At 60.7% G+C, this 21,814-nt stretch carries 16 protein-coding genes, 2 tRNA genes, 3 rRNA genes and 1 other RNA gene; 16 read left to right on the top strand and 6 right to left on the bottom strand.

The features are described 5' to 3' along the window. The first annotated feature begins 50 nt into the window (after positions 1–50). Together CAL25_RS04395 and CAL25_RS04400 are read left to right on the top strand one after the other, a co-directional pair. Positions 51–497, top strand: a complete 447-nt coding sequence (locus CAL25_RS04395; RefSeq protein ID WP_094798760.1) for a tripartite tricarboxylate transporter TctB family protein — start codon at positions 51–53, stop codon at positions 495–497. A gap of 6 nt (positions 498–503) precedes the next feature. Further along, entirely contained in the window at positions 504–2,027 is a 1,524-nt protein-coding gene (locus tag CAL25_RS04400; RefSeq protein ID WP_094798682.1) for a tripartite tricarboxylate transporter permease, read from the top strand. Positions 2,028–2,090: 63 nt separating this feature from the next. Here CAL25_RS04400 and CAL25_RS04405 read toward each other — a convergent pair whose 3' ends face one another. Then, positions 2,091–3,020, bottom strand: coding sequence for a LysR family transcriptional regulator (locus CAL25_RS04405; protein ID WP_094798683.1), 930 nt, complete (start codon positions 3,018–3,020; stop codon positions 2,091–2,093). A gap of 120 nt (positions 3,021–3,140) precedes the next feature. Here CAL25_RS04405 and CAL25_RS04410 point away from each other — a divergent pair, with 120 nt between their 5' ends. Beyond that, the gene (locus CAL25_RS04410; protein ID WP_094798684.1) at positions 3,141–3,767 is read left to right on the top strand and encodes an FMN-dependent NADH-azoreductase; all 627 of its coding nucleotides are present in this window, start codon (positions 3,141–3,143) and stop codon (positions 3,765–3,767) included. A gap of 77 nt (positions 3,768–3,844) precedes the next feature. Here the strand turns inward: CAL25_RS04410 and CAL25_RS04415 are convergent, their stop codons facing one another. The 3 genes from CAL25_RS04415 to CAL25_RS04425 all read right to left on the bottom strand — a co-directional run bounded on the left by CAL25_RS04415 (position 3,845) and on the right by CAL25_RS04425 (position 6,932). After that, on the bottom strand, positions 3,845–4,750 hold the full coding sequence (locus tag CAL25_RS04415; protein ID WP_094798685.1) for an NAD(P)-dependent oxidoreductase: 906 nt from the start codon (positions 4,748–4,750) through the stop codon (positions 3,845–3,847). A 204-nt stretch (positions 4,751–4,954) separates the two neighbouring features. Beyond that, positions 4,955–6,460 carry a tripartite tricarboxylate transporter permease gene (locus tag CAL25_RS04420; RefSeq protein ID WP_094798686.1) on the bottom strand — a complete coding sequence of 502 codons (1,506 nt, stop codon included), beginning with the start codon at positions 6,458–6,460 and terminating at the stop codon, positions 4,955–4,957. 10 nt (positions 6,461–6,470) lie between these two features. Then, on the bottom strand, positions 6,471–6,932 hold the full coding sequence (locus CAL25_RS04425) for a tripartite tricarboxylate transporter TctB family protein (RefSeq protein WP_094798687.1): 462 nt from the start codon (positions 6,930–6,932) through the stop codon (positions 6,471–6,473). 485 nt (positions 6,933–7,417) lie between these two features. Here CAL25_RS04425 and CAL25_RS04430 point away from each other — a divergent pair, with 485 nt between their 5' ends. From CAL25_RS04430 to CAL25_RS04445, 4 genes are all read left to right on the top strand, one after another. After that, complete coding sequence (locus CAL25_RS04430) at positions 7,418–7,864, top strand: hypothetical protein (protein WP_249278937.1); 447 nt, start codon at positions 7,418–7,420, stop codon at positions 7,862–7,864. Beyond that, positions 7,864–8,175 (top strand): cell division protein ZapA, encoded by a 312-nt coding sequence (locus CAL25_RS04435; protein WP_094798688.1) that lies wholly within the window; start codon positions 7,864–7,866, stop codon positions 8,173–8,175. Before CAL25_RS04430 ends, CAL25_RS04435 begins: the two co-directional genes overlap by 1 nt. Positions 8,176–8,349: 174 nt before the next feature. Next, a non-coding RNA gene (gene ssrS / locus CAL25_RS04440) (6S RNA) lies at positions 8,350–8,534 on the top strand. A gap of 301 nt (positions 8,535–8,835) precedes the next feature. Next, the gene (locus CAL25_RS04445; protein ID WP_094798689.1) at positions 8,836–9,612 is read left to right on the top strand and encodes an SIMPL domain-containing protein; all 777 of its coding nucleotides are present in this window, start codon (positions 8,836–8,838) and stop codon (positions 9,610–9,612) included. Here the strand turns inward: CAL25_RS04445 and lgt are convergent. Further along, positions 9,575–10,375, bottom strand: a complete 801-nt coding sequence (lgt, locus tag CAL25_RS04450) for a prolipoprotein diacylglyceryl transferase (RefSeq protein WP_094798690.1) — start codon at positions 10,373–10,375, stop codon at positions 9,575–9,577. The two genes, CAL25_RS04445 and lgt, sit on opposite strands and share 38 nt — an antisense overlap. 97 nt (positions 10,376–10,472) lie before the next feature. Between lgt and ilvD the strand changes: the two genes are divergently transcribed. The 3 genes from ilvD to msrA are packed head-to-tail and all read left to right on the top strand — an operon-like array spanning position 10,473 to position 13,034. Beyond that, positions 10,473–12,158 (top strand): dihydroxy-acid dehydratase, encoded by a 1,686-nt coding sequence (ilvD, locus tag CAL25_RS04455; RefSeq protein ID WP_094798691.1) that lies wholly within the window; start codon positions 10,473–10,475, stop codon positions 12,156–12,158. Further along, positions 12,142–12,474 (top strand): c-type cytochrome, encoded by a 333-nt coding sequence (locus tag CAL25_RS04460; RefSeq protein WP_170948377.1) that lies wholly within the window; start codon positions 12,142–12,144, stop codon positions 12,472–12,474. Before ilvD ends, CAL25_RS04460 begins: the two co-directional genes overlap by 17 nt. Before the next feature lie 17 nt (positions 12,475–12,491). Then, positions 12,492–13,034 (top strand): peptide-methionine (S)-S-oxide reductase MsrA, encoded by a 543-nt coding sequence (gene msrA / locus CAL25_RS04465; RefSeq protein WP_094798692.1) that lies wholly within the window; start codon positions 12,492–12,494, stop codon positions 13,032–13,034. A 121-nt stretch (positions 13,035–13,155) separates the two neighbouring features. Here msrA and hppD read toward each other — a convergent pair whose 3' ends face one another. Next, positions 13,156–14,268 carry a 4-hydroxyphenylpyruvate dioxygenase gene (gene hppD / locus CAL25_RS04470; RefSeq protein ID WP_094798693.1) on the bottom strand — a complete coding sequence of 371 codons (1,113 nt, stop codon included), beginning with the start codon at positions 14,266–14,268 and terminating at the stop codon, positions 13,156–13,158. Positions 14,269–14,419: 151 nt separating this feature from the next. Between hppD and CAL25_RS04475 the strand changes: the two genes are divergently transcribed. The 6 genes from CAL25_RS04475 (at position 14,420) to rrf (ending at position 21,765) form a co-directional block, all read left to right on the top strand. Next, positions 14,420–14,896, top strand: coding sequence for an Lrp/AsnC family transcriptional regulator (locus CAL25_RS04475; RefSeq protein WP_094798694.1), 477 nt, complete (start codon positions 14,420–14,422; stop codon positions 14,894–14,896). 1,516 nt (positions 14,897–16,412) lie between these two features. Continuing rightward, positions 16,413–17,943: ribosomal RNA gene (locus tag CAL25_RS04480) — 16S ribosomal RNA — on the top strand. A gap of 90 nt (positions 17,944–18,033) precedes the next feature. Beyond that, positions 18,034–18,110 (top strand) — tRNA-Ile (locus CAL25_RS04485). A 24-nt stretch (positions 18,111–18,134) separates the two neighbouring features. Further along, positions 18,135–18,210: transfer RNA gene (locus CAL25_RS04490), tRNA-Ala, on the top strand. A gap of 316 nt (positions 18,211–18,526) precedes the next feature. After that, positions 18,527–21,410, top strand: a 23S ribosomal RNA gene (locus tag CAL25_RS04495). 242 nt (positions 21,411–21,652) lie between these two features. Beyond that, a 5S ribosomal RNA gene (gene rrf, locus CAL25_RS04500) occupies positions 21,653–21,765 on the top strand. Together the 16S, 23S and 5S rRNA genes with 2 tRNA genes alongside form the textbook arrangement of a ribosomal RNA operon. Positions 21,766–21,814 lie beyond the last annotated feature (49 nt).

Here is a 21,814-nt window from a genome sequence, read left to right on the forward strand (position 1 = left end):
CAAGTGTGGAGCTTTCAAACTACAAGAAGGACTACTACGGGGGCGCGCTGATGGTGTTGATCGGCGCATCGGCCGTATACGCCGGTACCGACTATCACCTGGGCACGTTGTCGCACATGGGGCCGGGATTCTTTCCCGCGGCCATCGGCACACTGCTGGCATTGGTCGGCCTGATGATCGCCGCGTCGGCGCGTTCGCGCGGCAATGCCGATGCCGTCAGCGAAAAGGGTCTGCCTGTCGAGGGCGGCCACGGTCATGCGTTTCCCGATCTGCGCGGCGGCGCCTGCATTCTGCTGGGCATCCTGGCGTTTCTGCTGCTGGGCGAGTGGGGCGGTCTGCTGCCCGCGACCTTCGCCATCGTCTTCATCTCCGCCCTGGGCGACCGCACCAACACGATCAAGCAGGCCCTGCTGCTGGCCTCGTCCATGTGCGTGATCGCGATCGTCGTGTTCTGGTGGGCGCTGCAACTGCAGCTGCCGCTCTTTCGTTGGGGTTGATGCATCATGATCGCTCAATCATTGCAAGACCTCTGGTACGGCTTCGGTGTTGCCTTTCAGTGGCACAACCTGATGTGGTCGTTCTTCGGCGTGCTGGTGGGTAACCTCATCGGCGTGCTGCCCGGCATGGGGGCGCTGTCCGCCATCTCGATCCTGCTGCCGCTCACCTACGTGATGCAGCCGGTGCCGGCGATCCTGATGCTGGCCGGCATCTTCTACGGTTCGCAATACGGCGGCGCCATCGGCGCGATTCTGCTGAATCTGCCGTCGCATCCGCCGCATGCCGTGACCTGCCTGGATGGTTATCCCCTCACCAAACAGGGCAGGGGAGGAACGGCGCTCGGCATCACGATGATCTGCTCGTTCTTCGCCGCATCGGTGGGCATCATCGTCATGATCTTCGCCTCGCCCCTGCTGGTGGAGATCGCCTTCAAGTTCGGCCCCACCGAAATCTTCTCGATCATGCTGCTCGGTCTGCTGGCCGGCGCGACCATGTCGCGCGGCTCGCCGCTCAAGGGCGTCGCCATGACGCTGTTCGGCCTGATGTGCGGCGTGGTGGGTACCGACGTGAACACGGGCACGATCCGCTTCTCGTTCGGCTTGATCGACTTGTCCGATGGACTCGAACTCGTTGCGATCTCGATGGGCCTGTTCGGCGTCGCCGACTTCCTGATGAGCGTCAATCGCATGGCCACCATCAGCACGGGCGCCAAGCTGCGCGTGCGCGACATGCGTCCGAGCCGTCAGGAGATGAAGGAGGCCTTCATGCCGATGGTGCGTGGCACCCTGGTCGGCACGGTCTTCGGCGCCATGCCGGGCACGGGCCCGACCATCACCACGTTCATCGCCTACGCGCTCGAACGCAAGGTGTCGCGGACGCCCGAGAAGTTCGGTACCGGCATGATCGCGGGCGTCGCCTCGCCCGAAGCGTCGTCGCACTCCAAGACGCAGGTCGACTTCATCCCGACGATGAGCCTGGGCATCCCGGGCGATGCGGTGATGGCGCTGATCCTCGGCGCGCTGCTGATTCAGGGCATCCAGCCGGGTCCGCAGCTCATCACCGAGCATCCGGACATCTTCTGGGGTTTGATCGCGAGCTTCTGGGTCGGCAACGTGCTGCTCATGGTGCTCAACGTGCCGCTCATCGGCGTGTGGGTCAAGCTGCTGCAGGTGCCTTACCGCTTCCTGTTCCCGTCCGCGCTGTTCTTCATCGCGGTGGGCGTGTTCAGTACGCAAAACAGCCTGTTCCAGATCTGGGAAGTGCTCGCGTTCGGCGTGATCGGCGCGCTGCTCATGTTCCTCGACTTCTCGGTCGCCCCGATCCTGCTCGGCTTCGTGCTCGGACCGATGGTCGAAGAAAACTTTCGCCGGGCCTTGCTGCTCTCGCGCGGCAACCTGAGCGTGTTCGTCGAGCGTCCCATCAGCGCCTGGTTCATCGCGGCGAGTGCGCTGCTGATCCTCGCGCAGATCTGGGCGTTCATGCGGCGTAATCGCGATAAGGCGCCGGTGGCCGCGAACGCGGGCACCTGAGCCGCAAGCGCATCTCACGCTGCGGCACCACAAGGCCAGCTCGATCGAGCTGGCCTTTTTTCATCAACGCGAGATGGTTTTCATGCCCAGCTGCTGATAGCGCGGCGGCAGGCGCTCGAACAGGAAGTCCACGAAGGTGCGCACCGCCGGGATCATGCCGCGCCGCGACGGATAGATGCAATGCACGATGCCTTCCGGCGACTGCCAATCGGGCAGCACCGTGACGAGTTCGCCGCGGCGAATCTCGGCCTGCGTTGCGATCGACGGCAGCAGCGCGATGCCGCGCCCGCGCACCGCGGCTTCGGTAAGCACGATGAAGTCGTTGCAGCAGAGTTGCGGCTGCAGCGCCACGTCGATCGATTCGCCCCGGCCGTTGCGCAGTGCCCAGTGCACTTCGCTCTGCGGATCATCGAAGCTCAGCGTGGCATGTGAGCTCAGATCCTGCGGCGTGTCGGGCGTGCCGTGGCGCTGCAGATACGCGGGGCTCGCCACCAGGGTGCCGCTCGCGATGCCGAGCTGACGCACGACCAGTTCGGCGTCGGTGTCCAGCCGCGTGCGCACGCGCAACGCGAGATCCACCCCTTCGTTGATGAGATCGACGCGCCGGTTCGTGACCATCAGCTGCACCGACACCGCGGGCCAGGCATCCATGAACTCGGGCAGCAGCGGCGCGAGCAGTTGCTGCGCAATCGACACCGGGCAGCTCACCAGCACCGGCCCGGCGGGTTCGGTCTGCAACTGGCGCATCGCCTCTTCGGCCGCACGCGCGGACACCGCCATCTCGCGGCAATAGTGCAGGTAGCGTTCGCCCGCGGTCGTGAGGCGCAGCCGCCGGGTCGTGCGTTGCAGCAGCCGCACGCCCAGGCGTTCTTCCAGTTGCGAGATGCGGCGCGAGAGGCGCGACTTCGGAATGTCGAGCGCGCGCGCGGCGGCGCTGAAACCACCCTGGTCCACCACCTGGGCAAAGTAGAAGAGATCGTTGAGATCGTGCATCTCTATTGTTCTACCTATAGAACTTTTAGTTCATCTTAACCGGGTTTATGGATCTAATGAAGCGATCTACAGTGTGGCCATGGTTAGCGCGGCAAGAGGCCGCCACTACGGAGATTCCACATGAAAACCCTTGTCGTCCTGTGCTCGATCCTTGGCGATCGTTCCAATTCCCGCCACCTGGCCGATCATCTGATCGCGCGCACCAAGGCGAATGACCCCACCGGTACGATCACCGTCCGGGATCTGGCCATCAACCCGGTGCCGTACTTCGATGGCGATACCGTCGGTGCCCTGTTCTCGCCGGCCGAATCGCGCACGCCCGCCCAGCAGGACATCGTGGCGCTGAGCGATGCGCTGATCGCCGAGCTGCAGGCCGCCGATCGCGTCGTGTTCGCCCTGCCGGTCTACAACTTCAATATGCCGGCCCAGTTCAAGAGCTATCTCGACCACCTGGCGCGCGCTGGCGTCACGTTCCGTTATACGCCGGAAGGAGTGCCCGAGGGGCTGGTCAAGGGTAAGCAGGTCGTCGTGCTGATCGCCCGGGGCGGCAAGGCCGAGGGCACGCCCGGCGACACGATGACGCCGTATCTCACGCAGATGTTCGCCTTCCTCGGAATGACGGACGTGACCTACGTGGCCGCCGAAGGCCTGGCGATGGGCGAACTCGCGGCGGCGGAAGGCATGGCGCTCGCGCGTGGCCGCATCGACGAGCTGGTTGCGCCGGTCGAGGCCGCGCTCGCGGCTTGATTTCGCCCCGCCCGCAGAAGTGAAAAGCCCGGTCGGGATGGCTCCCGGCCGGGCTTTGCGCTCTGGCAGACCCGCGCTCAGTCGCGCAGGCGCTTGATCAGGCTGGACGTGTCCCAGCGGCCGCCGCCCAGCTTCTGCACGTCGCCATAGAACTGATCGACGAGCGCGGTCAACGGCACGCGGGCGCCATTGTTTCGGGCCTCGGCCAGCACCAGGCCCAGGTCCTTGCGCATCCAGTCGACGGCAAAACCGAAGTCGAATTTGTCGTCGACCATCGTGCCGCCGCGGTTTTCCATCTGCCAGCTCTGTGCCGCGCCCTTGCTGATGACGTCGAGCACGAGTTTCATGTCGAGGCCGGCCTGCTGGCCGAAGGCCACGGCTTCCGAGAGGCCCTGGACGATGCCGGCGATGCAGATCTGATTGACCATCTTGGCCAGCTGGCCCGCGCCCGGGGCGCCCACGAGCGTCACGGCACGGCCGAATGCCTGTGCCACGGGCTTGATGGTGTCGAAGACCTCGGCCTCGCCACCGCACATCACGGTGAGCACGCCGTTCACGGCGCCGGCCTGGCCGCCGGAGACGGGGGCGTCGATGAATTGCAGACCGAGTTCGCGGGCCTTTGCGTAAAGCTCGCGGGCCACGTCGGCGGAGGCGGTCGTGTGATCGACGAAGATGGCGCCTTGCTTCATGCCGGCGAAAGCGCCGTCCTCGCCCAGCACCACGCTGCGCAGGTCATCGTCGTTGCCCACGCAGGCGAACACGATATCGGCATCGGCCGCGGCTTCGCGCGGCGTGGCGGCGCTGTGGCCGCCGAACTCGGCAACCCAGGCCTGGGCCTTGGCCGCCGAACGGTTGTAGACCGTCACGGTGTGGCCGGCGCGTGCCAGATGGCCCGCCATGGGCAGACCCATGACGCCCATGCCCAGGAAAGCGACGCGGCGGGGCGTCACGTTGTCGTAGCTCTTGGTACCGATGCTTGCCATGCGGAGGACTCCGGTAAGGGGTGCGAAACAGGCGACTACCTTACCGCAATCGATAGCGCGCCGCGAGTCCGTTGCGCCGGTTTTTGCGGGCTCATGAGGTGCGCTTTTTCCATGTCGTGCGTCGCGGCGGCGCAATAAAAAACCGGCCCCGCGTAGGGGGCCGGTTTTCGAGGGGCGCGAGGCCGGCGCGAGCCGGCTTCAGGCTTACTCTTCTTCGACGAAGGTTTCCTGGCGCTTCTTGCGGATCGCGGGGAGAGCGACCAGCACGATCAGGAACAGGGCCACGGCCAGCAGCGATGCCGACAGCGGACGCGTCACGAAGGTACCGAAGTCGCCACGCGACAGCAGCAGGGCGCGACGGAAGTTTTCTTCCATCATGGGACCCAGAACCAGACCCAGCAGCAGCGGTGCGCCTTCGCACTTCAGCTTCGACCACACATAACCCACCACACCGAAGGCGGCAGTCATGAATACGTCGAAGGTGTTGTAGTTCAGCGAATACACACCGATCGTGCAGAACACCAGAATGGCCGGGAACAGGATGCGGTAGGGCACCTTGAGCAGCTTGACCCACAGGCCGATCAGCGGCAGGTTCAGCACCACCAGCATCAGGTTACCGATCCACATGGAGGCGATCAGACCCCAGAACAGCTCCGGGTGGCTGGTCATGACCTGCGGGCCGGGCTGAATGTTGTGGATGGTCATTGCACCCACCATCAGCGCCATCACGGCGTTGCCCGGGATACCCAGGGTCAGCAGCGGGATGAACGAGGTCTGGGCTGCGGCGTTGTTCGCCGATTCCGGACCCGCCAGGCCGGCCGGGTGGCCCTTGCCGAAGCGCTCGGGGTTCTTCGAGATCTTCTTCTCGAGGGTGTACGAGGCGAACGACGACAGCACGGCGCCACCGCCCGGCAGGATGCCCAGGGCCGAACCCAGGGCCGTACCACGCAGCACGGCGGGGGCGGCTTCCTTGAATTCCTGCTTGTTGGGATACAGCGAGCCGATCTTGTCGGTGATGTCGACGCGGTTTTCCTTCTGCTCGAGGTTGGTCATGATTTCGGCGAAGCCGAACACGCCCATGGCCACGATGGCGAAGTCGATGCCGTCCTGCAGTTCGGGGATGCCGAAGTCGAAGCGGGCGACGCCCGAGTTCACGTCGGTACCGACCATGCCGAGCAGCAGCCCCAGGATGATCATGGCGATTGCCTTGGGCAGCGAGCCCGAGGCCAGCACCACGGCACCCACCAGACCCAGCACCATCAGCGAGAAGTATTCGGCGGGGCCGAACTTGAACGCCAATTGAGCCAGTTCCGGGGCCACCCAGGCCAGCAGCAGCGTGGCCACGCAACCTGCGAAGAACGAACCCAGAGCCGCGATGGCCAGGGCCGCGCCGGCGCGGCCGTTGCGGGCCATCTGGTGACCATCGAGCACGGTCACCACCGCGGATGTCTCACCGGGTAGCGCCACCAGAATGGCCGTGGTGGAACCGCCGTATTGCGCGCCGTAGTAAATACCGGCAAGCATGATCAGGCCGGCCACCGGAGGCAGCACGTACGTGATCGGCAGCAGCATGGCGATGGTCGGCACGGGGCCGATGCCAGGCAGCACGCCGATCAGGGTGCCCAGGACGCAGCCCAGCAGGGCGTATGCGAGGTTCTCCGGCGTGAATGCCACGCCGAAGCCCATCATGAGGTTGTCAAACAATTCCATGTGGCTCTCCTTAATTGCCCAAGAACGACGGCCACAGCGGGAAGATCAGGCCCAGACCCTTGATGAAGGCCAGGTACGAGAACACCACCAGGAAAATGCCGTTGGCAACGGCCACTTTGAGGCTGAACTCATGGCTGGCCAGGCTGCTGACCACCACGAGCACGAACACCGAGATGTAGATGCCGAGGGGTTTGAGGATTACGGCGTACAGGACGACCGAACCCACCACGAGAAAGACGATGCGCCAGTCGAAACGATCCACATGCGTTTCAGTGGCTCGCTTGGCCAGGGAGCCGATCAGAACGATCGCGCCCAGCAATGCCAGGACGAGTCCCAGCCAGAAGGGAAAGTATCCCGGGCCCATGCGGGCGGCAGTACCCATTTGGTAGCTGCTTGCCTGCCAGGCGAATCCCAGTCCAAGGGCGATGAACATCACCCCCGACCAGAAGTCCTGCCGATTGCGTAGCTGCATGATTGGTTGGCTCCTGTTTTACAGCATGTAGATAAGGCTCAAGCCCGGGCGAGTGTGTTGGTCTCGGACGACGGGCGCAAAAAAGGCACTTAAGGGTGCCATTTGTTGTTTTTGAAAGCTCTGAACGCCTCTTTTGAAAGCGGAAAAGGCTTTTTTGAAGGCCGAATACTAATTGAGGGCAAGCGCAAAACAAACCCTGGAGCCAGCGCCTGAGCTCGGGGTTTTCCCTAGAAATTCGCCTGTATAGGGGATCATCCTGCCCTCAGATGTAACGCCGGGCGCGGAATGAAGGTGTTTTGAAAGCAGAATGAAAGCTTTAAGAAAGGATGGTGAAAGTGGGCCGTTGCAGCCCGGGGGCATCCTGCTTTCACCGTGGGGGTGAAAGCCATCTGGCAATTCGCTTTCAGGTTCTACCGAATATTGCCGTGTTTCTCAGCTTGCGTGAAGAGGCCCGGACACGTTCCGGATGGTTTACGATAGCGCCCATGTTGCATGACCTCGACCAACTCGCCGCCCGTATCGGGCAAATGGTGCAGCGCACCCGGCAGCTTCATGCCGAACGCGATGCGTTGCGTATCCGCTTGAATGAGAGCGAAGCCGAGCATCGCGCGCTACAAGCCCGCTATGCCGAACGCGAAGCCGAACTTCTCGCTTTGTCGTCGCGTGCGCGCGAACACGACTCCGCCGCCGATCTGCTGCGTGCCGAAGCGCAGCGCGCCGAAGCGGCGCTGCGTGAAGAGCTGGCGCGCGAATCCGCCGACCGGCATGCGCTCGAAGCGCGCGCTTCGGCGCGCGAAGCCGAGCTGCAGGGCAACCTGTTCGCGCGTGACAACGATCTTCAGCGCCTGCGTCTGGCCGCTTCGTCGGCGCGTGAGCGCATCGACGCCGTGCTCGCCCGCCTGCCGGGCGCCGCCGCCGAGGAGCAGCACTGATGGAACGTCTCGATATCAGCCTGCTGGGCCGTGATTATTCGCTCGCCTGCTCCGCCGAAGAAAAGCCCGTCCTGCTGGCCGCCGTGCGTCACGTCGACCAACTCATGCAGCGCATCCAGGGCACCGGCAAGGTTTCCAGCAACGAACGCATCGCCGTGATGACTGCGCTGCAGATCGCCGGCGAGTTGCTTGCCATGAAGGCGCCGGATGGTCCGCTGGGCGGTTTGGCGGTCGGCGACTTCAAGCGTAGAATTGAGGAAATGAACACGATGCTCGACGATGCGTTGTCGGGCCAGGAAAAGCTGATCTGACCGATCGTTTTTCCTTCGGGTTCAGGGCGCGGTGCGCAGCCTGGCTTGCAGGCTAGGCGGCAAGCGGCGCCCAGGTTGCCTGAGGCTGGTTTTCAGGCACCACCCGCAGACTTCCTGGCAGGGAAGCTCTCTGGCGCTACCGCTACGGCGGCCCAGGCTTTCCTGCCTTCCCGGTTGTCCCTGCGGTGCTCGTGACTTGGCCATACATTCTCTGAACCTATGTCTTATGGCATATTGGTTGCGGGAGTGTAGAGCTGGCGTGATTGTCTCTCGCAGACGAACCCAAGGCTCTACGGAACGCGACCACCTTGAACCTCAGGGTTCGAGATGCCGGCCTAGACGGCACCCGCGGGGCATCTTCTCCCGCAGGCCTGCTTCCACGCAGGTCTGCGGTCCCCACGCAGCACGTACGCCGCTTCATCCCTCCTGCGGCCGTGCCCGCGCCCGCCCACATCCCTTTCAGTCCCTTTCTGAATCCGGCGTTTTTGTCGCCTGGGTCGTGCGTACACACGCGTGCTTACACCTCATTTCACTGTTGCGCGCGCGTGCGCGCGAGACCTGATAGCGTTCTGCTTGCGTGTGGGTGCCGGTTGCCCGCCGCCGCGTTCCGGGCCAGGCCCACGCGCATCGTCCGGCGGTTTATCAGAAAAGGTTGTTGCGATGACCCATTACTCGCGTTCCGCTCATTCCTCCGCTCCCGTGCTGAAGCGCCTTGCAGCCGCTTGCGGCGCCGCGCTCGCCCTGGCTTGCGTGTCCGCCGTTCAGGCCCAGACCGCCGCGCCGGCCCCGGCCGAGGCGCAGACGTCCACGTCGACCAGCCGTTCGCCCGAGCTCAATCTGCAGGCCGGCGCCTCCACCGAGGTGGCGCAGGATACGGTGCGCATCACCCTCGCGGTCGAACTCGAGGCGGCCGACCAGTCCACCGCCGGCAAGCGCCTGTCCGCCGCGCTCGACGAAGTCGTCAAGCGCGCCAAGGACACCAAGGGTGTCGAAGTCCGTTCGGGTGGCTACAACGTCTGGCCCAACTCGAGCAGCAAGGGCAAGATCACCAACTGGCGTGGCCAGGGTCAGGTGATTCTCGAGTCCAAGGATTTCGATGCGGCATCGGATCTGGCAGCCAAACTCGGCGACAAGACCGCGATCGCGAATATCCAGTTCCTGTTGTCGCGCGAAGCGCGTGAAGCCGAAGAGCGCAAGCTTCTTACCCAGGCTGCCAATGCGTTCCGCGAACGCGCGCTGGCCGCGGCCAATGCCTTCGGTTTTTCGGGCTATCGCATTGCCAAGCTCGATCTGAGCGGCGGCGGCGAAGTGTCGATGCCGCGCCAGATGGGTGCGCAGATGATGATGAAAGACAGCGCGGCTGCCGCCGGCGTTCCGCTGGAAGCCGGCGAGGTCACGGTCAGTGTGACGGTGAGCGGGACGATCGCTTTGCAGTAATCGCAAAAAGCACGGCGCCGGCGATGAACATGGGCAGGGACAGCCACTGTCCCATGCTCATGCCGCCGGCGAGCAGGCCCAGGAAGTTATCCGGCTCGCGCGTGAATTCCACCAGGAAGCGGAAGCCGCCATATCCCATCAGGAACAGCGCGCTCACCTGGCCGGTGGGTCGGGGCTTGCTCGAGAACCACCACAGGATCGCGAACAGCACTAGGCCTTCGAGGCCGAGCTCGTACAGCTGCGAAGGATGGCGCGGGAGCCCGTCGCCCGATCCCGGGAACACCATGGCCCAAGGCACATCGGTGGGGCGTCCCCACAGTTCACCGTTGATGAAATTGCCCAGCCGGCCCGCGCCCAGGCCCAGCGGGATCAGCGGCGCAATGAAGTCGGCCACCGTGAAAAACGAGGTTTTGTGCTTGCGCGCGAACAGCAGCATCACGACGATCACGCCGATCAGGCCGCCATGAAACGCCATGCCGCCCTGCCAGAGATAGAAGATCTCGATCGGGTTGCTCAGGTAGTAACCCGGCTTGTAGAACAGCACGTAGCCCAGACGGCCGCCCACCACCACGCCCAGCACGCTATAGAAGATCAGGTCTTCGAGGCCGCGCGCGGTCATCATGCCGCCCTTGCCCTGCGCGATGCGATAGCGGCCCAGGCCATACACCAACGCGAACGCCAGCAGATACATCAGGCCATACCAGTGGATCGCAAGCGGTCCGATCTGTATGGCGACGGGGTCGAATTGGGGGTACTGAAGCATGTTGCGCCCGGCAGAGGAAGATGGTCGATAATAACCGGCGAATGATTCGATTGCGCGCGGACTCGCCGTGCGCAGCGCCGGTCCAGGAGACAAGACCATGCCGAACAACGAACGTTCCCGCCACATCACGGAAGGCGTCGCCCGTGCGCCCAATCGCGCCATGTATTACGGCCTGGGCTACCGGGAGGCCGATTTCGCCAATCCGATGATCGGCGTGGCCAACGGCCATTCCACCATCACGCCCTGTAATAGCGGTTTGCAGCGTCTCGCCGACGCCGCGATCGACGCGGTGCGCGCCGCGCAGGCCAATCCCCAGGTTTTCGGCACACCCACCATCTCGGACGGCATGTCGATGGGCACCGAGGGCATGAAGTATTCGCTCGTGTCGCGCGAGGTCATCGCCGACTGCATCGAAACCGCGGTGCAGGGGCAGTGGATGGATGGCGTGGTCGTCATCGGCGGATGCGACAAGAACATGCCCGGCGGCATGATCGCGCTCGCCCGCAGCAACGTGCCAGGAATCTACGTCTACGGCGGCACGATCAAACCCGGCCGGCACAAGGGGCAGGACCTGACCATCGTGTCCGTGTTCGAGGCCGTGGGCGAGTACACCATGGGCCGCATGGACGAAGCCGAGTTCAGGCAGATCGAGCAGTGCGCGATCCCCGGGTCGGGTTCCTGCGGGGGCATGTACACGGCCAACACCATGAGTTCGGCGTTCGAGGCGATGGGCATGAGCCTGCCGTACTCGAGCACCATGGCCAACGTGGACGACGAAAAAGTCGTGTCGGCAGCCGAGTCGGCCCGCGTCCTGGTCGATGCGGTACGCGCGGGCCGCAAGCCACGCGACATCATCACCCGCGAATCCATCGAAAACGCCGTCGCCGTGATCATGGCCACCGGGGGCTCCACCAATGCGGTGCTGCACTTCCTGGCGATCGCGCATGCGGCCGAGGTGCCCTGGACCATCGACGATTTCGAGCGCATGCGCCGCAGGGTCCCGGTGATCTGCGACCTCAAGCCTTCCGGCCGCTATGTCGCCACGGATCTGCATCGCGCCGGCGGCATCCCGCAAGTCATGAAGCTCCTGCTGAATGCAGGCCTGCTGCACGGTGAGTGCCTGACGATCTCCGGCCAGACCATCGCCGAGGTGCTCGCCGATGTCCCCGACCAGCCCGACGCCGCGCAGGACGTGATTCACCCCATCGACAAGGCGCTGTACCCGCAAGGGCATCTGGCCATTCTCAAGGGCAATCTGTCGCCCGAAGGCTGCGTTGCCAAGATCACGGGCCTGAAGAATCCGGTCATCACCGGCCCGGCGCGTGTCTTCGATTCCGAAGATGCGGCGATGGCCGCCATCATGGCCCGGGAGATCCGGCACGGCGACGTGGTGGTGATCCGCTACGAAGGTCCCAAGGGCGGGCCCGGTATGCGCGAAATGCTGGCGCCCACCTCGGCGCTGATCGGTCAGGGGCTCGGCGAGACGGTCGGGCTCATCACCGACGGCAGGTTCTCCGGCGGCACGTGGGGCATGGTGGTCGGGCACGTCGCGCCCGAGGCCTACGTGGGCGGTCCGATCGCCCTGATACGCGAAGGCGATTCGGTTACCATCGATGCCCATCAGCTGCTGCTGCAGCTGAACATCAGCGACGAGGAAATGGCGGCTCGTCGCCGCGACTGGACGCAACCCAGTCCGCGATATACCCGAGGTGTGCTGGCCAAGTTCGGTCATCTCGCCAGCTCCGCCAGTCGTGGGGCAGTTACCGATGCATTTGAATCGTAGTTTGTGGGTGCTGGGCGCGAGCGTCGTGTTCGCGGTCAGCGCTCAGGCGCAGACCACCGGCCTCGATCTGGCCAAGAGCAAGGCCTGTATGGCCTGTCACCAGGTCGAGAGCAAGCGGGTAGGCCCGCCGCTCAAGAGCGTGGCCGAGCGCTATGCCGGTCAGGCCGAATCCGTGGATTATCTGGCCAACAAAATTCGTCATGGCGGACGCGGTGCCTGGGGTGCCGTGCCGATGCCGGCGCAATCGCAAGTCAGCGCCGATGAGGCGCATCAACTGGCGGAGTGGATTCTCACGCTGTCGCCCGCCAAGCCTTGATCTGGAGAGGAATCATCATGTCGCAATCGACGGAAGTCGCAGTACTGGGCGGTGGCTGCTTCTGGTGTGTGGAAGCCGTATTCAAGGATCTGCGTGGCGTCGTCAGCGTGCTGCCCGGTTATGCCGGTGGTCATGTCGACAATCCCACATACGAGCAGGTCTGCAACAAAGACACCGGTCATATCGAAGTCGCGCGTGTCGAGTTCGATCCGGCCGAGCTGAGTTTCAGCGACCTGCTGCGCGTGTTCTTCGCCACGCACGATCCCACCACGCCGGGCCGCCAGGGCAACGACGTCGGTCCGCAATACGAATCGGCCATTTTCTGGCAGGACGAAACGCAACGCGATCAGGCGCAGGCCATCATCGACGAGGTCAACGCGGCCCGGATCTACGATGCGCCGATCGTCACCAAGTTGCTGCCGCCGGCGCATTTCTGGCAGGCCGAGGATTACCACCGCGATTACTTCGCGCTGCATCCCGACCAGGGCTATTGCCAATTCGTCATCGCGCCCAAGGTCGCCAAGTTCCGCAAGCAGTTCCACGATCGGCTGTCGCGCTGAGGGGGGCACGCCGCGCATCGGGCGCGGTGCAGGCCGCGCGCGCTCGGGTCGGCATCGCCGGTCCAAAAAAAATAGCCCGTGGCGTGAGCCGCGGGCTATTTTCATTTCGGGCCGGTAGCGATCACTCGACCGTTTTCACGACGCCGCGGCGCATCTGATCGAGTTCGATCGACTCGAACAGCGCCTTGAAGTTGCCTTCGCCGAAGCCGTCGTTACCCTTGCGCTGGATGATCTCGAAAAAGATCGGGCCGATCTGATTCTCGGTGAAGATCTGCAGCAGCAGTCCGCCGCCGGGGGCGCCGTCGAGCAGAATGCGATTCTTCTGCAGGCGGGCGACGTCCTCGCCGTGTTGCGGCAGACGGCGATCGAGCAGTTCGTAGTAGGTTTCGGGCGTGTCCAGGAAGACCACGCCGGTCTTGCGCAGCGCTTCGATCGTGGCGTAGATGTCGTCCGTGGCCATGGCGATGTGCTGAATGCCTTCGCCGCGGTACAGGTCCAGATACTCCTGAATCTGACCTTTCTCTTCGGTGCCTTCCTCGTTGATCGGAATGCGGATGTTGCCGCAAGGCGAGGTCATGGCCTTGGATTTGACGCCCGTCACCTTGCCTTCGATGTCGAAGTAACGCACTTCGCGGAAGTTGAACAGGCGCTCGTAGAATTCCGCCCACTCGGCCATGCGGCCCTTGTGAACGTTATGGGTCAGGTGATCCACCAGCGTGAGGCCGGCGCCCACGTGGTTCAGGTCTTCCTGCGCGTGTTCGGGATCCAGCGGTTCGAAGTCCACGTCATAGATGCTGATATCGCCGATGCCACCGTGGCCGGTCTTGCCGCGCCAGCGGTCCACCAGATAGATCAACGAATCGCCGATGCCCTTGATGGCCGGGATGTTCAGCTCCATCGGACCGCTGTGCGAGTCGAAGCCCCAGGCGCCCAGTTCGAGCGCGCGCTTGTAGGCGGCAGCGGCGTCGTCGACGCGAAAGCCGATTGCACAGATCGACGGGCCATGCAGACGCGCAAAGCGTTGCGCGAACGAGTCCGGCTCGGCATTGATCAGAAAGTTGACGCCGCCCTGGCGGTACAGAGTCACGTCCTTGTGGCGATGCTTGGCGATCGCCTTGAATCCGAGCAGTTCGAAAACCTTGCGCAGCGCGGCGGGATCGGGGGCGGTGTATTCGATGAATTCGAAACCCGAGGTGCCCATGGGATTGTCCCAGGGCTGGAATTGGCTGCTCATGCTGCCTCCCTTGTTGTGTTGTGTGGTGCTCGAAATGTCAGAGCGAACGCAAATTGTAGGCAGTCACCCCGGGCAGATGATTGCAAAGATGCCCCTGTGCGGCGGGTTGTCGGCAATATAATTGCCGGAATAACCGAAAGTGGAGACACTAATGCTCGAAATCGACCTTGACCGGACAGATCGGCGCATTCTGGCCGAATTGCAGCGCGACGGCAGGCTCAGCAATCAGGAGCTCGCCGAGCGCGTATCGCTGTCGCCCAGCCCCTGCCTGCGCCGGGTGCGACGTCTGGAAGAGCAGGGCTTCATCAAGCGCTATGTGGCGTTGGTGGATGCGGAGCGCGTCGGTCTGGGGCTGCTGGCTTACGTCACCATCAAGCTGAATAAGCACGTGGGCGGCAGCCACGCGCCCATGAGCGATTTCGCCCGCGACGTGCAGCTGTGGCCGGAAGTCGTGGAGTGCTACGCCATGTCCGGCGACATGGACTACCTGCTGCGCATCCAGGTGCGCGACCTGGCGCATTTCTCGCGCTTCGCCATGGACACGCTCATGCAGCACCCCGCCGTCGTGGACATGAAATCCTTCTTCGCCCTGCAACAGATCAAAGAGACGACCGAGCTCCGGGTCTGAGCGGCCTCGCCGCGGCCGGGCGGGGCGAGCCGGCGGCTGCTTTACTGGGGGCGCACGACAAGCGGCGGGATCACGGCGGCACCGGGCTCCGCTCCGGCGCTCTCCGTCTACAGGTTGCGCAGTTCTTCTCTGCACGGGCCTGCCTATATATAGGGCGCACGGTGTGGTGCGCGGTGCCGCCCTTGCGTCCTCCCTATATATAGATGCTGCACTTTCGATGTGGCACGCGCTGACCCGCTGTCGTACTCGGACCCGCGGCCACACTTGAGCCTGCGGCCGCACTGACCTGCTGCTGCGCCCTGACCTGCTGCTCCACCCGAACCCGCTGCTCACTCGGACCCGCTGCTCACTCGGACCCGCTGCTCACTCGGACCTGCTGCTCACCCAAGCCTGCTGCTCACCCAAACCTGCTGCCCGCCCGAACCTGCTGTTGCACCCGGACCCCTCGGCTCGCTGATCTTCAGCTTCCGTCCGCGCAGCCCTTCGGCTTTCTCTGTAAACCCTTGGCTTCCTCTATATAGAGTAGAGACAGCTGCCGCCATTGCTCCAGGCGGCCCCGAGGGAAGGGGTGGGGGTGCCGAAAATATTTTTGCGAAGCTAAATCGGCTTGTCCGGACGAGGATCATGGCAAATTTACCGGGCGGATGGCCCGCTTTCTCAGGCCAAGTCATTGATCGCAAAAGGTATTGTCCCCAGTTGCCCATCCGACGGCAGCGGGAGAGGGCAGTACGACCCACCTGGCGGGGGCCAAAACTTTACGGGTTTCCCATGACTTCGTTTTGACAAGCCAAAAAACCATGCTATAGTTCGCCCCCTTCGCTGCTCACACAACAGTGTGAACAACGAAGCCGAAGCGGCAAGTGCTGTTTCGCCGGCCTCAAAGCGGTTGCCACCTGAGTGGGACGCGAGGCGCGAAACGGGGCTTTCAGCGCAGGAAAGGAAGCTTGCTTCCGAGGTTGTCCGAAAGGGCTTACCGAATTCCAGCGTTGCACGGTGAGCTGCAAATTGTGCGCACTGAGTTGCACGATCTGCAAAAACTGTGTTATAGTTTCGGGCTTGGCAGTTGTCAAAACGTTAGGGTTAACCCTGATGTTCTGAGAAAGGCCGAAGCAGAAGGCAAGCGATGCCGGCAACGACGAAGCGAGCCGGAAGCGAGCGAAGCAGTTGTTAGTCAGCGATGTGATGAATAAATAAATTCAAAACTGAGTTGACAAACGAAAAAAACTTCTTCATAATCTCGTTTCTCTGCTGCTGACACAGCAAACGACGCGAAGCGAAAGCGACGCAGCGAAGCGAGTCAGTAAGTAGGCAAGAATTTAGCAGTACCGCTCTTTAACAACTAAACAACCGATAAGTGTGGGCACTTGATGCGAGTGCGCAGTCGGTCAGATTTCGGTCTGGCAGACAAAGCAAAAGTATCAAAGTGCTCACAATATGAAGTAAGGTTTTTTAAACCTCACTTCCTTTGAGAGCAAGCGAAGTCGCTGTCTTAGGATAGCGGCGCAAAACAGAGATTAAACTGAAGAGTTTGATCCTGGCTCAGATTGAACGCTGGCGGGATGCTTTACACATGCAAGTCGAACGGCAGCACGGACTTCGGTCTGGTGGCGAGTGGCGAACGGGTGAGTAATGTATCGGAACGTGCCTAGTAGCGGGGGATAACTACGCGAAAGCGTAGCTAATACCGCATACGCCCTTCGGGGGAAAGCGGGGGACCTTCGGGCCTCGCACTATTAGAGCGGCCGATATCGGATTAGCTAGTTGGTGGGGTAACGGCTCACCAAGGCGACGATCCGTAGCTGGTTTGAGAGGACGACCAGCCACACTGGGACTGAGACACGGCCCAGACTCCTACGGGAGGCAGCAGTGGGGAATTTTGGACAATGGGGGAAACCCTGATCCAGCCATCCCGCGTGTGCGATGAAGGCCTTCGGGTTGTAAAGCACTTTTGGCAGGAAAGAAACGGCACGGGATAATACCCCGTGCAACTGACGGTACCTGCAGAATAAGCACCGGCTAACTACGTGCCAGCAGCCGCGGTAATACGTAGGGTGCAAGCGTTAATCGGAATTACTGGGCGTAAAGCGTGCGCAGGCGGTTCGGAAAGAAAGATGTGAAATCCCAGAGCTTAACTTTGGAACTGCATTTTTAACTACCGAGCTAGAGTGTGTCAGAGGGAGGTGGAATTCCGCGTGTAGCAGTGAAATGCGTAGATATGCGGAGGAACACCGATGGCGAAGGCAGCCTCCTGGGATAACACTGACGCTCATGCACGAAAGCGTGGGGAGCAAACAGGATTAGATACCCTGGTAGTCCACGCCCTAAACGATGTCAACTAGCTGTTGGGGCCTTCGGGCCTTGGTAGCGCAGCTAACGCGTGAAGTTGACCGCCTGGGGAGTACGGTCGCAAGATTAAAACTCAAAGGAATTGACGGGGACCCGCACAAGCGGTGGATGATGTGGATTAATTCGATGCAACGCGAAAAACCTTACCTACCCTTGACATGTCTGGAATCCCGAAGAGATTTGGGAGTGCTCGCAAGAGAACCGGAACACAGGTGCTGCATGGCTGTCGTCAGCTCGTGTCGTGAGATGTTGGGTTAAGTCCCGCAACGAGCGCAACCCTTGTCATTAGTTGCTACGAAAGGGCACTCTAATGAGACTGCCGGTGACAAACCGGAGGAAGGTGGGGATGACGTCAAGTCCTCATGGCCCTTATGGGTAGGGCTTCACACGTCATACAATGGTCGGGACAGAGGGTCGCCAACCCGCGAGGGGGAGCCAATCCCAGAAACCCGATCGTAGTCCGGATCGCAGTCTGCAACTCGACTGCGTGAAGTCGGAATCGCTAGTAATCGCGGATCAGCATGTCGCGGTGAATACGTTCCCGGGTCTTGTACACACCGCCCGTCACACCATGGGAGTGGGTTTTACCAGAAGTAGTTAGCCTAACCGTAAGGAGGGCGATTACCACGGTAGGATTCATGACTGGGGTGAAGTCGTAACAAGGTAGCCGTATCGGAAGGTGCGGCTGGATCACCTCCTTTAAGAGCTTAGTGCTCGTAGCAAGTGTCCACGCTTATCGGTTGTTGAAATATAGCTGCTGTGGATCGTACAGATCCGAGAGAAAGAGTCTGGGGTCTGTAGCTCAGTCGGTTAGAGCACCGTCTTGATAAGGCGGGGGTCGTTGGTTCGAATCCAACCAGACCCACCAAGTTATTCCGAGTGATCGGGGTATGGGGGTGTAGCTCAGCTGGGAGAGCGCCTGCTTTGCAAGCAGGATGTCATCGGTTCGATCCCGTTCACCTCCACCATTGCCTGGCTTAGCCTGGCGCTGGTAGAAATCTAGACAGCAAGAGTTCAACGATTAGCGCTGCGAGCCAGTGTTAATCGTTGGGTTTAGGCCTGACAGCTATATTTGTTCTTTAACAATTTGGAAGAAGCACAACGTAAAGTGTTCATCAAGTAATCGGCGCAAGCCTGATGAAGATGGATACGGGTTGTGATTGCATGATTTTGTTCCAAAGTCTCAAGCTCGATGCGCACGCAAGTGTGTATTGAGAAAAGCTTTGATAGAACGGCACAAACGCGAAATGTCAACAAGCGTCCTATAAGACTTCAGTGTTATAGGATCAAGCGACTAAGTGCACATGGTGGATGCCTTGGCGATCACAGGCGATGAAGGACGTGGTAGCCTGCGAAAAGCTACGGGGAGCTGGCAAACAAGCTTTGATCCGTAGATATCCGAATGGGGAAACCCACCGCGCAAGCGGTATCCCTGACTGAATACATAGGTCAGTGGAAGCGAACCGGGTGAACTGAAACATCTCAGTAGCTCGAGGAAAAGAAATCAACCGAGATTCCGAAAGTAGTGGCGAGCGAAATCGGAAGAGCCTTCACGTTTTAGCTAACAGCATAGTCGAACAGTCTGGAAAGTCTGGCCGTAGCAGGTGATAGCCCTGTAGACGAAATGTTGATAGTGGAACTAAGCGTGAGATAAGTAGGGCGGGACACGTGAAATCCTGTTTGAAGATGGGGGGACCATCCTCCAAGGCTAAATACTCGTGATCGACCGATAGTGAACCAGTACCGTGAGGGAAAGGCGAAAAGAACCCCGGAAGGGGAGTGAAATAGATCCTGAAACCGTGTGCATACAAACAGTCGGAGCCTCCTTGTGGGGTGACGGCGTACCTTTTGTATAATGGGTCAGCGACTTACATTCAGTGGCAAGCTTAACCGGATAGGGAAGGCGTAGCGAAAGCGAGTCCGAATAGGGCGTTCAGTCGCTGGGTGTAGACCCGAAACCAGATGATCTACCCATGGCCAGGTTGAAGGCACGGTAACACGTGCTGGAGGACCGAACCCACTAGTGTTGAAAAACTAGGGGATGAGCTGTGGATAGGGGTGAAAGGCTAAACAAATCTGGAAATAGCTGGTTCTCTCCGAAAACTATTTAGGTAGTGCCTCAAGTATTACTGCAGGGGGTAGAGCACTGTTATGGCTAGGGGGTCATGGCGACTTACCAAACCATGGCAAACTCCGAATACCTGCAAGTACAGCTTGGGAGACAGAGCACCGGGTGCTAACGTCCGGACTCAAGAGGGAAACAACCCAGACCGCCAGCTAAGGTCCCAAATTATCGCTAAGTGGGAAACGAAGTGGGAAGGCATAGACAGTCAGGAGGTTGGCTTAGAAGCAGCCACCCTTTAAAGAAAGCGTAATAGCTCACTGATCGAGTCGTCCTGCGCGGAAGATGTAACGGGGCTAAGCGATAAACCGAAGCTGCGGGTGTATATCTTTAGATATACGCGGTAGGAGAGCGTTCTGTAAGCCTGCGAAGGTGGCTTGTGAAGGCTGCTGGAGGTATCAGAAGTGCGAATGCTGACATGAGTAGCGATAAAGGGGGTGAAAAGCCCCCTCGCCGTAAGTCCAAGGTTTCCTGCGCAACGTTCATCGGCGCAGGGTGAGTCGGCCCCTAAGGCGAGGCAGAGATGCGTAGCTGATGGGAAGCTGGTTAATATTCCAGCACCGTCGTATAGTGCGATGGGGGGACGGATCGCGGAAGATCATCAGGGTGTTGGATGTCCCTGTTGCTGCATTGAAGATGGCGCTTAGGCAAATCCGGGCGCGTAAATCAAGGGTGTGGCTCGAGCGAGCATGTCTCGCGAAGTGATTAGAAGTGGTTCCAAGAAAAGCCTCTAAGCTTCAGCTATACGAGACCGTACCGCAAACCGACACAGGTGGACGGGATGAATATTCCAAGGCGCTTGAGAGAACTCGGGAGAAGGAACTCGGCAAATTGATACCGTAACTTCGGGAGAAGGTATACCCCGGTAGTGTGATGCGCCTGCGCGCTGAGCATGATGGGGTCGCAGAGAATCGGTGGCTGCGACTGTTTATTAAAAACACAGCACTCTGCAAAGACGAAAGTCGACGTATAGGGTGTGACGCCTGCCCGGTGCCGGAAGGTTAAGTGATGGGGTGCAAGCTCTTGATCGAAGCCCCGGTAAACGGCGGCCGTAACTATAACGGTCCTAAGGTAGCGAAATTCCTTGTCGGGTAAGTTCCGACCTGCACGAATGGCGTAACGATGGCCACACTGTCTCCTCCCGAGACTCAGCGAAGTTGAAGTGTTTGTGATGATGCAATCTACCCGCGGCTAGACGGAAAGACCCCATGAACCTTTACTGTAGCTTTGCATTGGACTGTGAACCGGTCTGTGTAGGATAGGTGGGAGGCTTTGAAGCGAGGTCGCTAGATCTCGTGGAGCCAACCTTGAAATACCACCCTGGTTTGTTTGCGGTTCTAACCTTGGTCCGTTATCCGGATCGGGGACAGTGCATGGTGGGCAGTTTGACTGGGGCGGTCTCCTCCCAAAGCGTAACGGAGGAGTTCGAAGGTACGCTAGGTACGGTCGGAAATCGTGCTGATAGTGCAATGGCATAAGCGTGCTTGACTGTGAGACTGACAAGTCGAACAGGTGCGAAAGCAGGACATAGTGATCCGGTGGTTCTGAATGGAAGGGCCATCGCTCAACGGATAAAAGGTACTCTGGGGATAACAGGCTGATACCGCCCAAGAGTTCATATCGACGGCGGTGTTTGGCACCTCGATGTCGGCTCATCTCATCCTGGGGCTGTAGCCGGTCCCAAGGGTATGGCTGTTCGCCATTTAAAGAGGTACGTGAGCTGGGTTTAAAACGTCGTGAGACAGTTTGGTCCCTATCTGCCGTGGGCGTTGGATACTTGACGGAGCCTGCTCCTAGTACGAGAGGACCGGAGTGGACGTACCTCTGGTGTACCGGTTGTCATGCCAATGGCATTGCCGGGTAGCTAAGTACGGAAGAGATAACCGCTGAAGGCATCTAAGCGGGAAACTCGTCTGAAGATAAGGTATCCCTGGGGGCTTGACCCCCCTGAAGAGTCGTTCAAGACCAGGACGTTGATAGGTCGGGTGTGGAAGCGCAGTAATGCGTTAAGCTAACCGATACTAATTGCTCGTGAGGCTTGATCCTATAACTCTCAAGTCTTAATTAACCGTGTAGAGCGCAACTAACCCTTGCCCCTCGCACGTGACGCTGGCCGACATCGCGCCAGTGCCGTTCAAACACAATCAACGCAACCCATACAACACAATACGTGCTCTCGATGACCAGTCCCCGCCCGGCGCATACCGCCCGGCCCGACTGCGACACGAGCGCGGTGCTTCTTCCAGATTCAAGTGCTTGACCCTCGCGTCAACCGCTTACCGGTTACGCCTGACGACCATAGCAAGGTGGCCCCACTCCTTCCCATCCCGAACAGGACCGTGAAACGCCTTCGCGCCGATGATAGTGAACATTCGTTTGTGAAAGTAGGTCATCGTCAGGCTTTTATTGCTCAAAACCCCACTGGCTCACGCCAGTGGGGTTTTGTCTTT

It is taken from the genome of Bordetella genomosp. 5 (assembly GCF_002261315.1).
Lineage (GTDB): Bacteria > Pseudomonadota > Gammaproteobacteria > Burkholderiales > Burkholderiaceae_B > Bordetella.

Bases quoted from the DNA above. Each gene is read 5' to 3' on its own strand.
- CAL25_RS04395 (WP_094798760.1), top strand. From the start codon at position 51: ATGGTGTTGATCGGCGCATCGGCCGTATACGCCGGTACCGACTATCAC.
- CAL25_RS04400 (WP_094798682.1), top strand. From the start codon at position 504: ATGATCGCTCAATCATTGCAAGACCTCTGGTACGGCTTCGGTGTTGCC.
- CAL25_RS04405 (WP_094798683.1), bottom strand. From the start codon at position 3,020: ATGCACGATCTCAACGATCTCTTCTACTTTGCCCAGGTGGTGGACCAG.
- CAL25_RS04410 (WP_094798684.1), top strand. From the start codon at position 3,141: ATGAAAACCCTTGTCGTCCTGTGCTCGATCCTTGGCGATCGTTCCAAT.
- CAL25_RS04415 (WP_094798685.1), bottom strand. From the start codon at position 4,750: ATGGCAAGCATCGGTACCAAGAGCTACGACAACGTGACGCCCCGCCGC.
- CAL25_RS04420 (WP_094798686.1), bottom strand. From the start codon at position 6,460: ATGGAATTGTTTGACAACCTCATGATGGGCTTCGGCGTGGCATTCACG.
- CAL25_RS04425 (WP_094798687.1), bottom strand. From the start codon at position 6,932: ATGCAGCTACGCAATCGGCAGGACTTCTGGTCGGGGGTGATGTTCATC.
- CAL25_RS04430 (WP_249278937.1), top strand. From the start codon at position 7,418: ATGTTGCATGACCTCGACCAACTCGCCGCCCGTATCGGGCAAATGGTG.
- CAL25_RS04435 (WP_094798688.1), top strand. From the start codon at position 7,864: ATGGAACGTCTCGATATCAGCCTGCTGGGCCGTGATTATTCGCTCGCC.
- CAL25_RS04445 (WP_094798689.1), top strand. From the start codon at position 8,836: ATGACCCATTACTCGCGTTCCGCTCATTCCTCCGCTCCCGTGCTGAAG.
- lgt (WP_094798690.1), bottom strand. From the start codon at position 10,375: ATGCTTCAGTACCCCCAATTCGACCCCGTCGCCATACAGATCGGACCG.
- ilvD (WP_094798691.1), top strand. From the start codon at position 10,473: ATGCCGAACAACGAACGTTCCCGCCACATCACGGAAGGCGTCGCCCGT.
- CAL25_RS04460 (WP_170948377.1), top strand. From the start codon at position 12,142: ATGCATTTGAATCGTAGTTTGTGGGTGCTGGGCGCGAGCGTCGTGTTC.
- msrA (WP_094798692.1), top strand. From the start codon at position 12,492: ATGTCGCAATCGACGGAAGTCGCAGTACTGGGCGGTGGCTGCTTCTGG.
- hppD (WP_094798693.1), bottom strand. From the start codon at position 14,268: ATGAGCAGCCAATTCCAGCCCTGGGACAATCCCATGGGCACCTCGGGT.
- CAL25_RS04475 (WP_094798694.1), top strand. From the start codon at position 14,420: ATGCTCGAAATCGACCTTGACCGGACAGATCGGCGCATTCTGGCCGAA.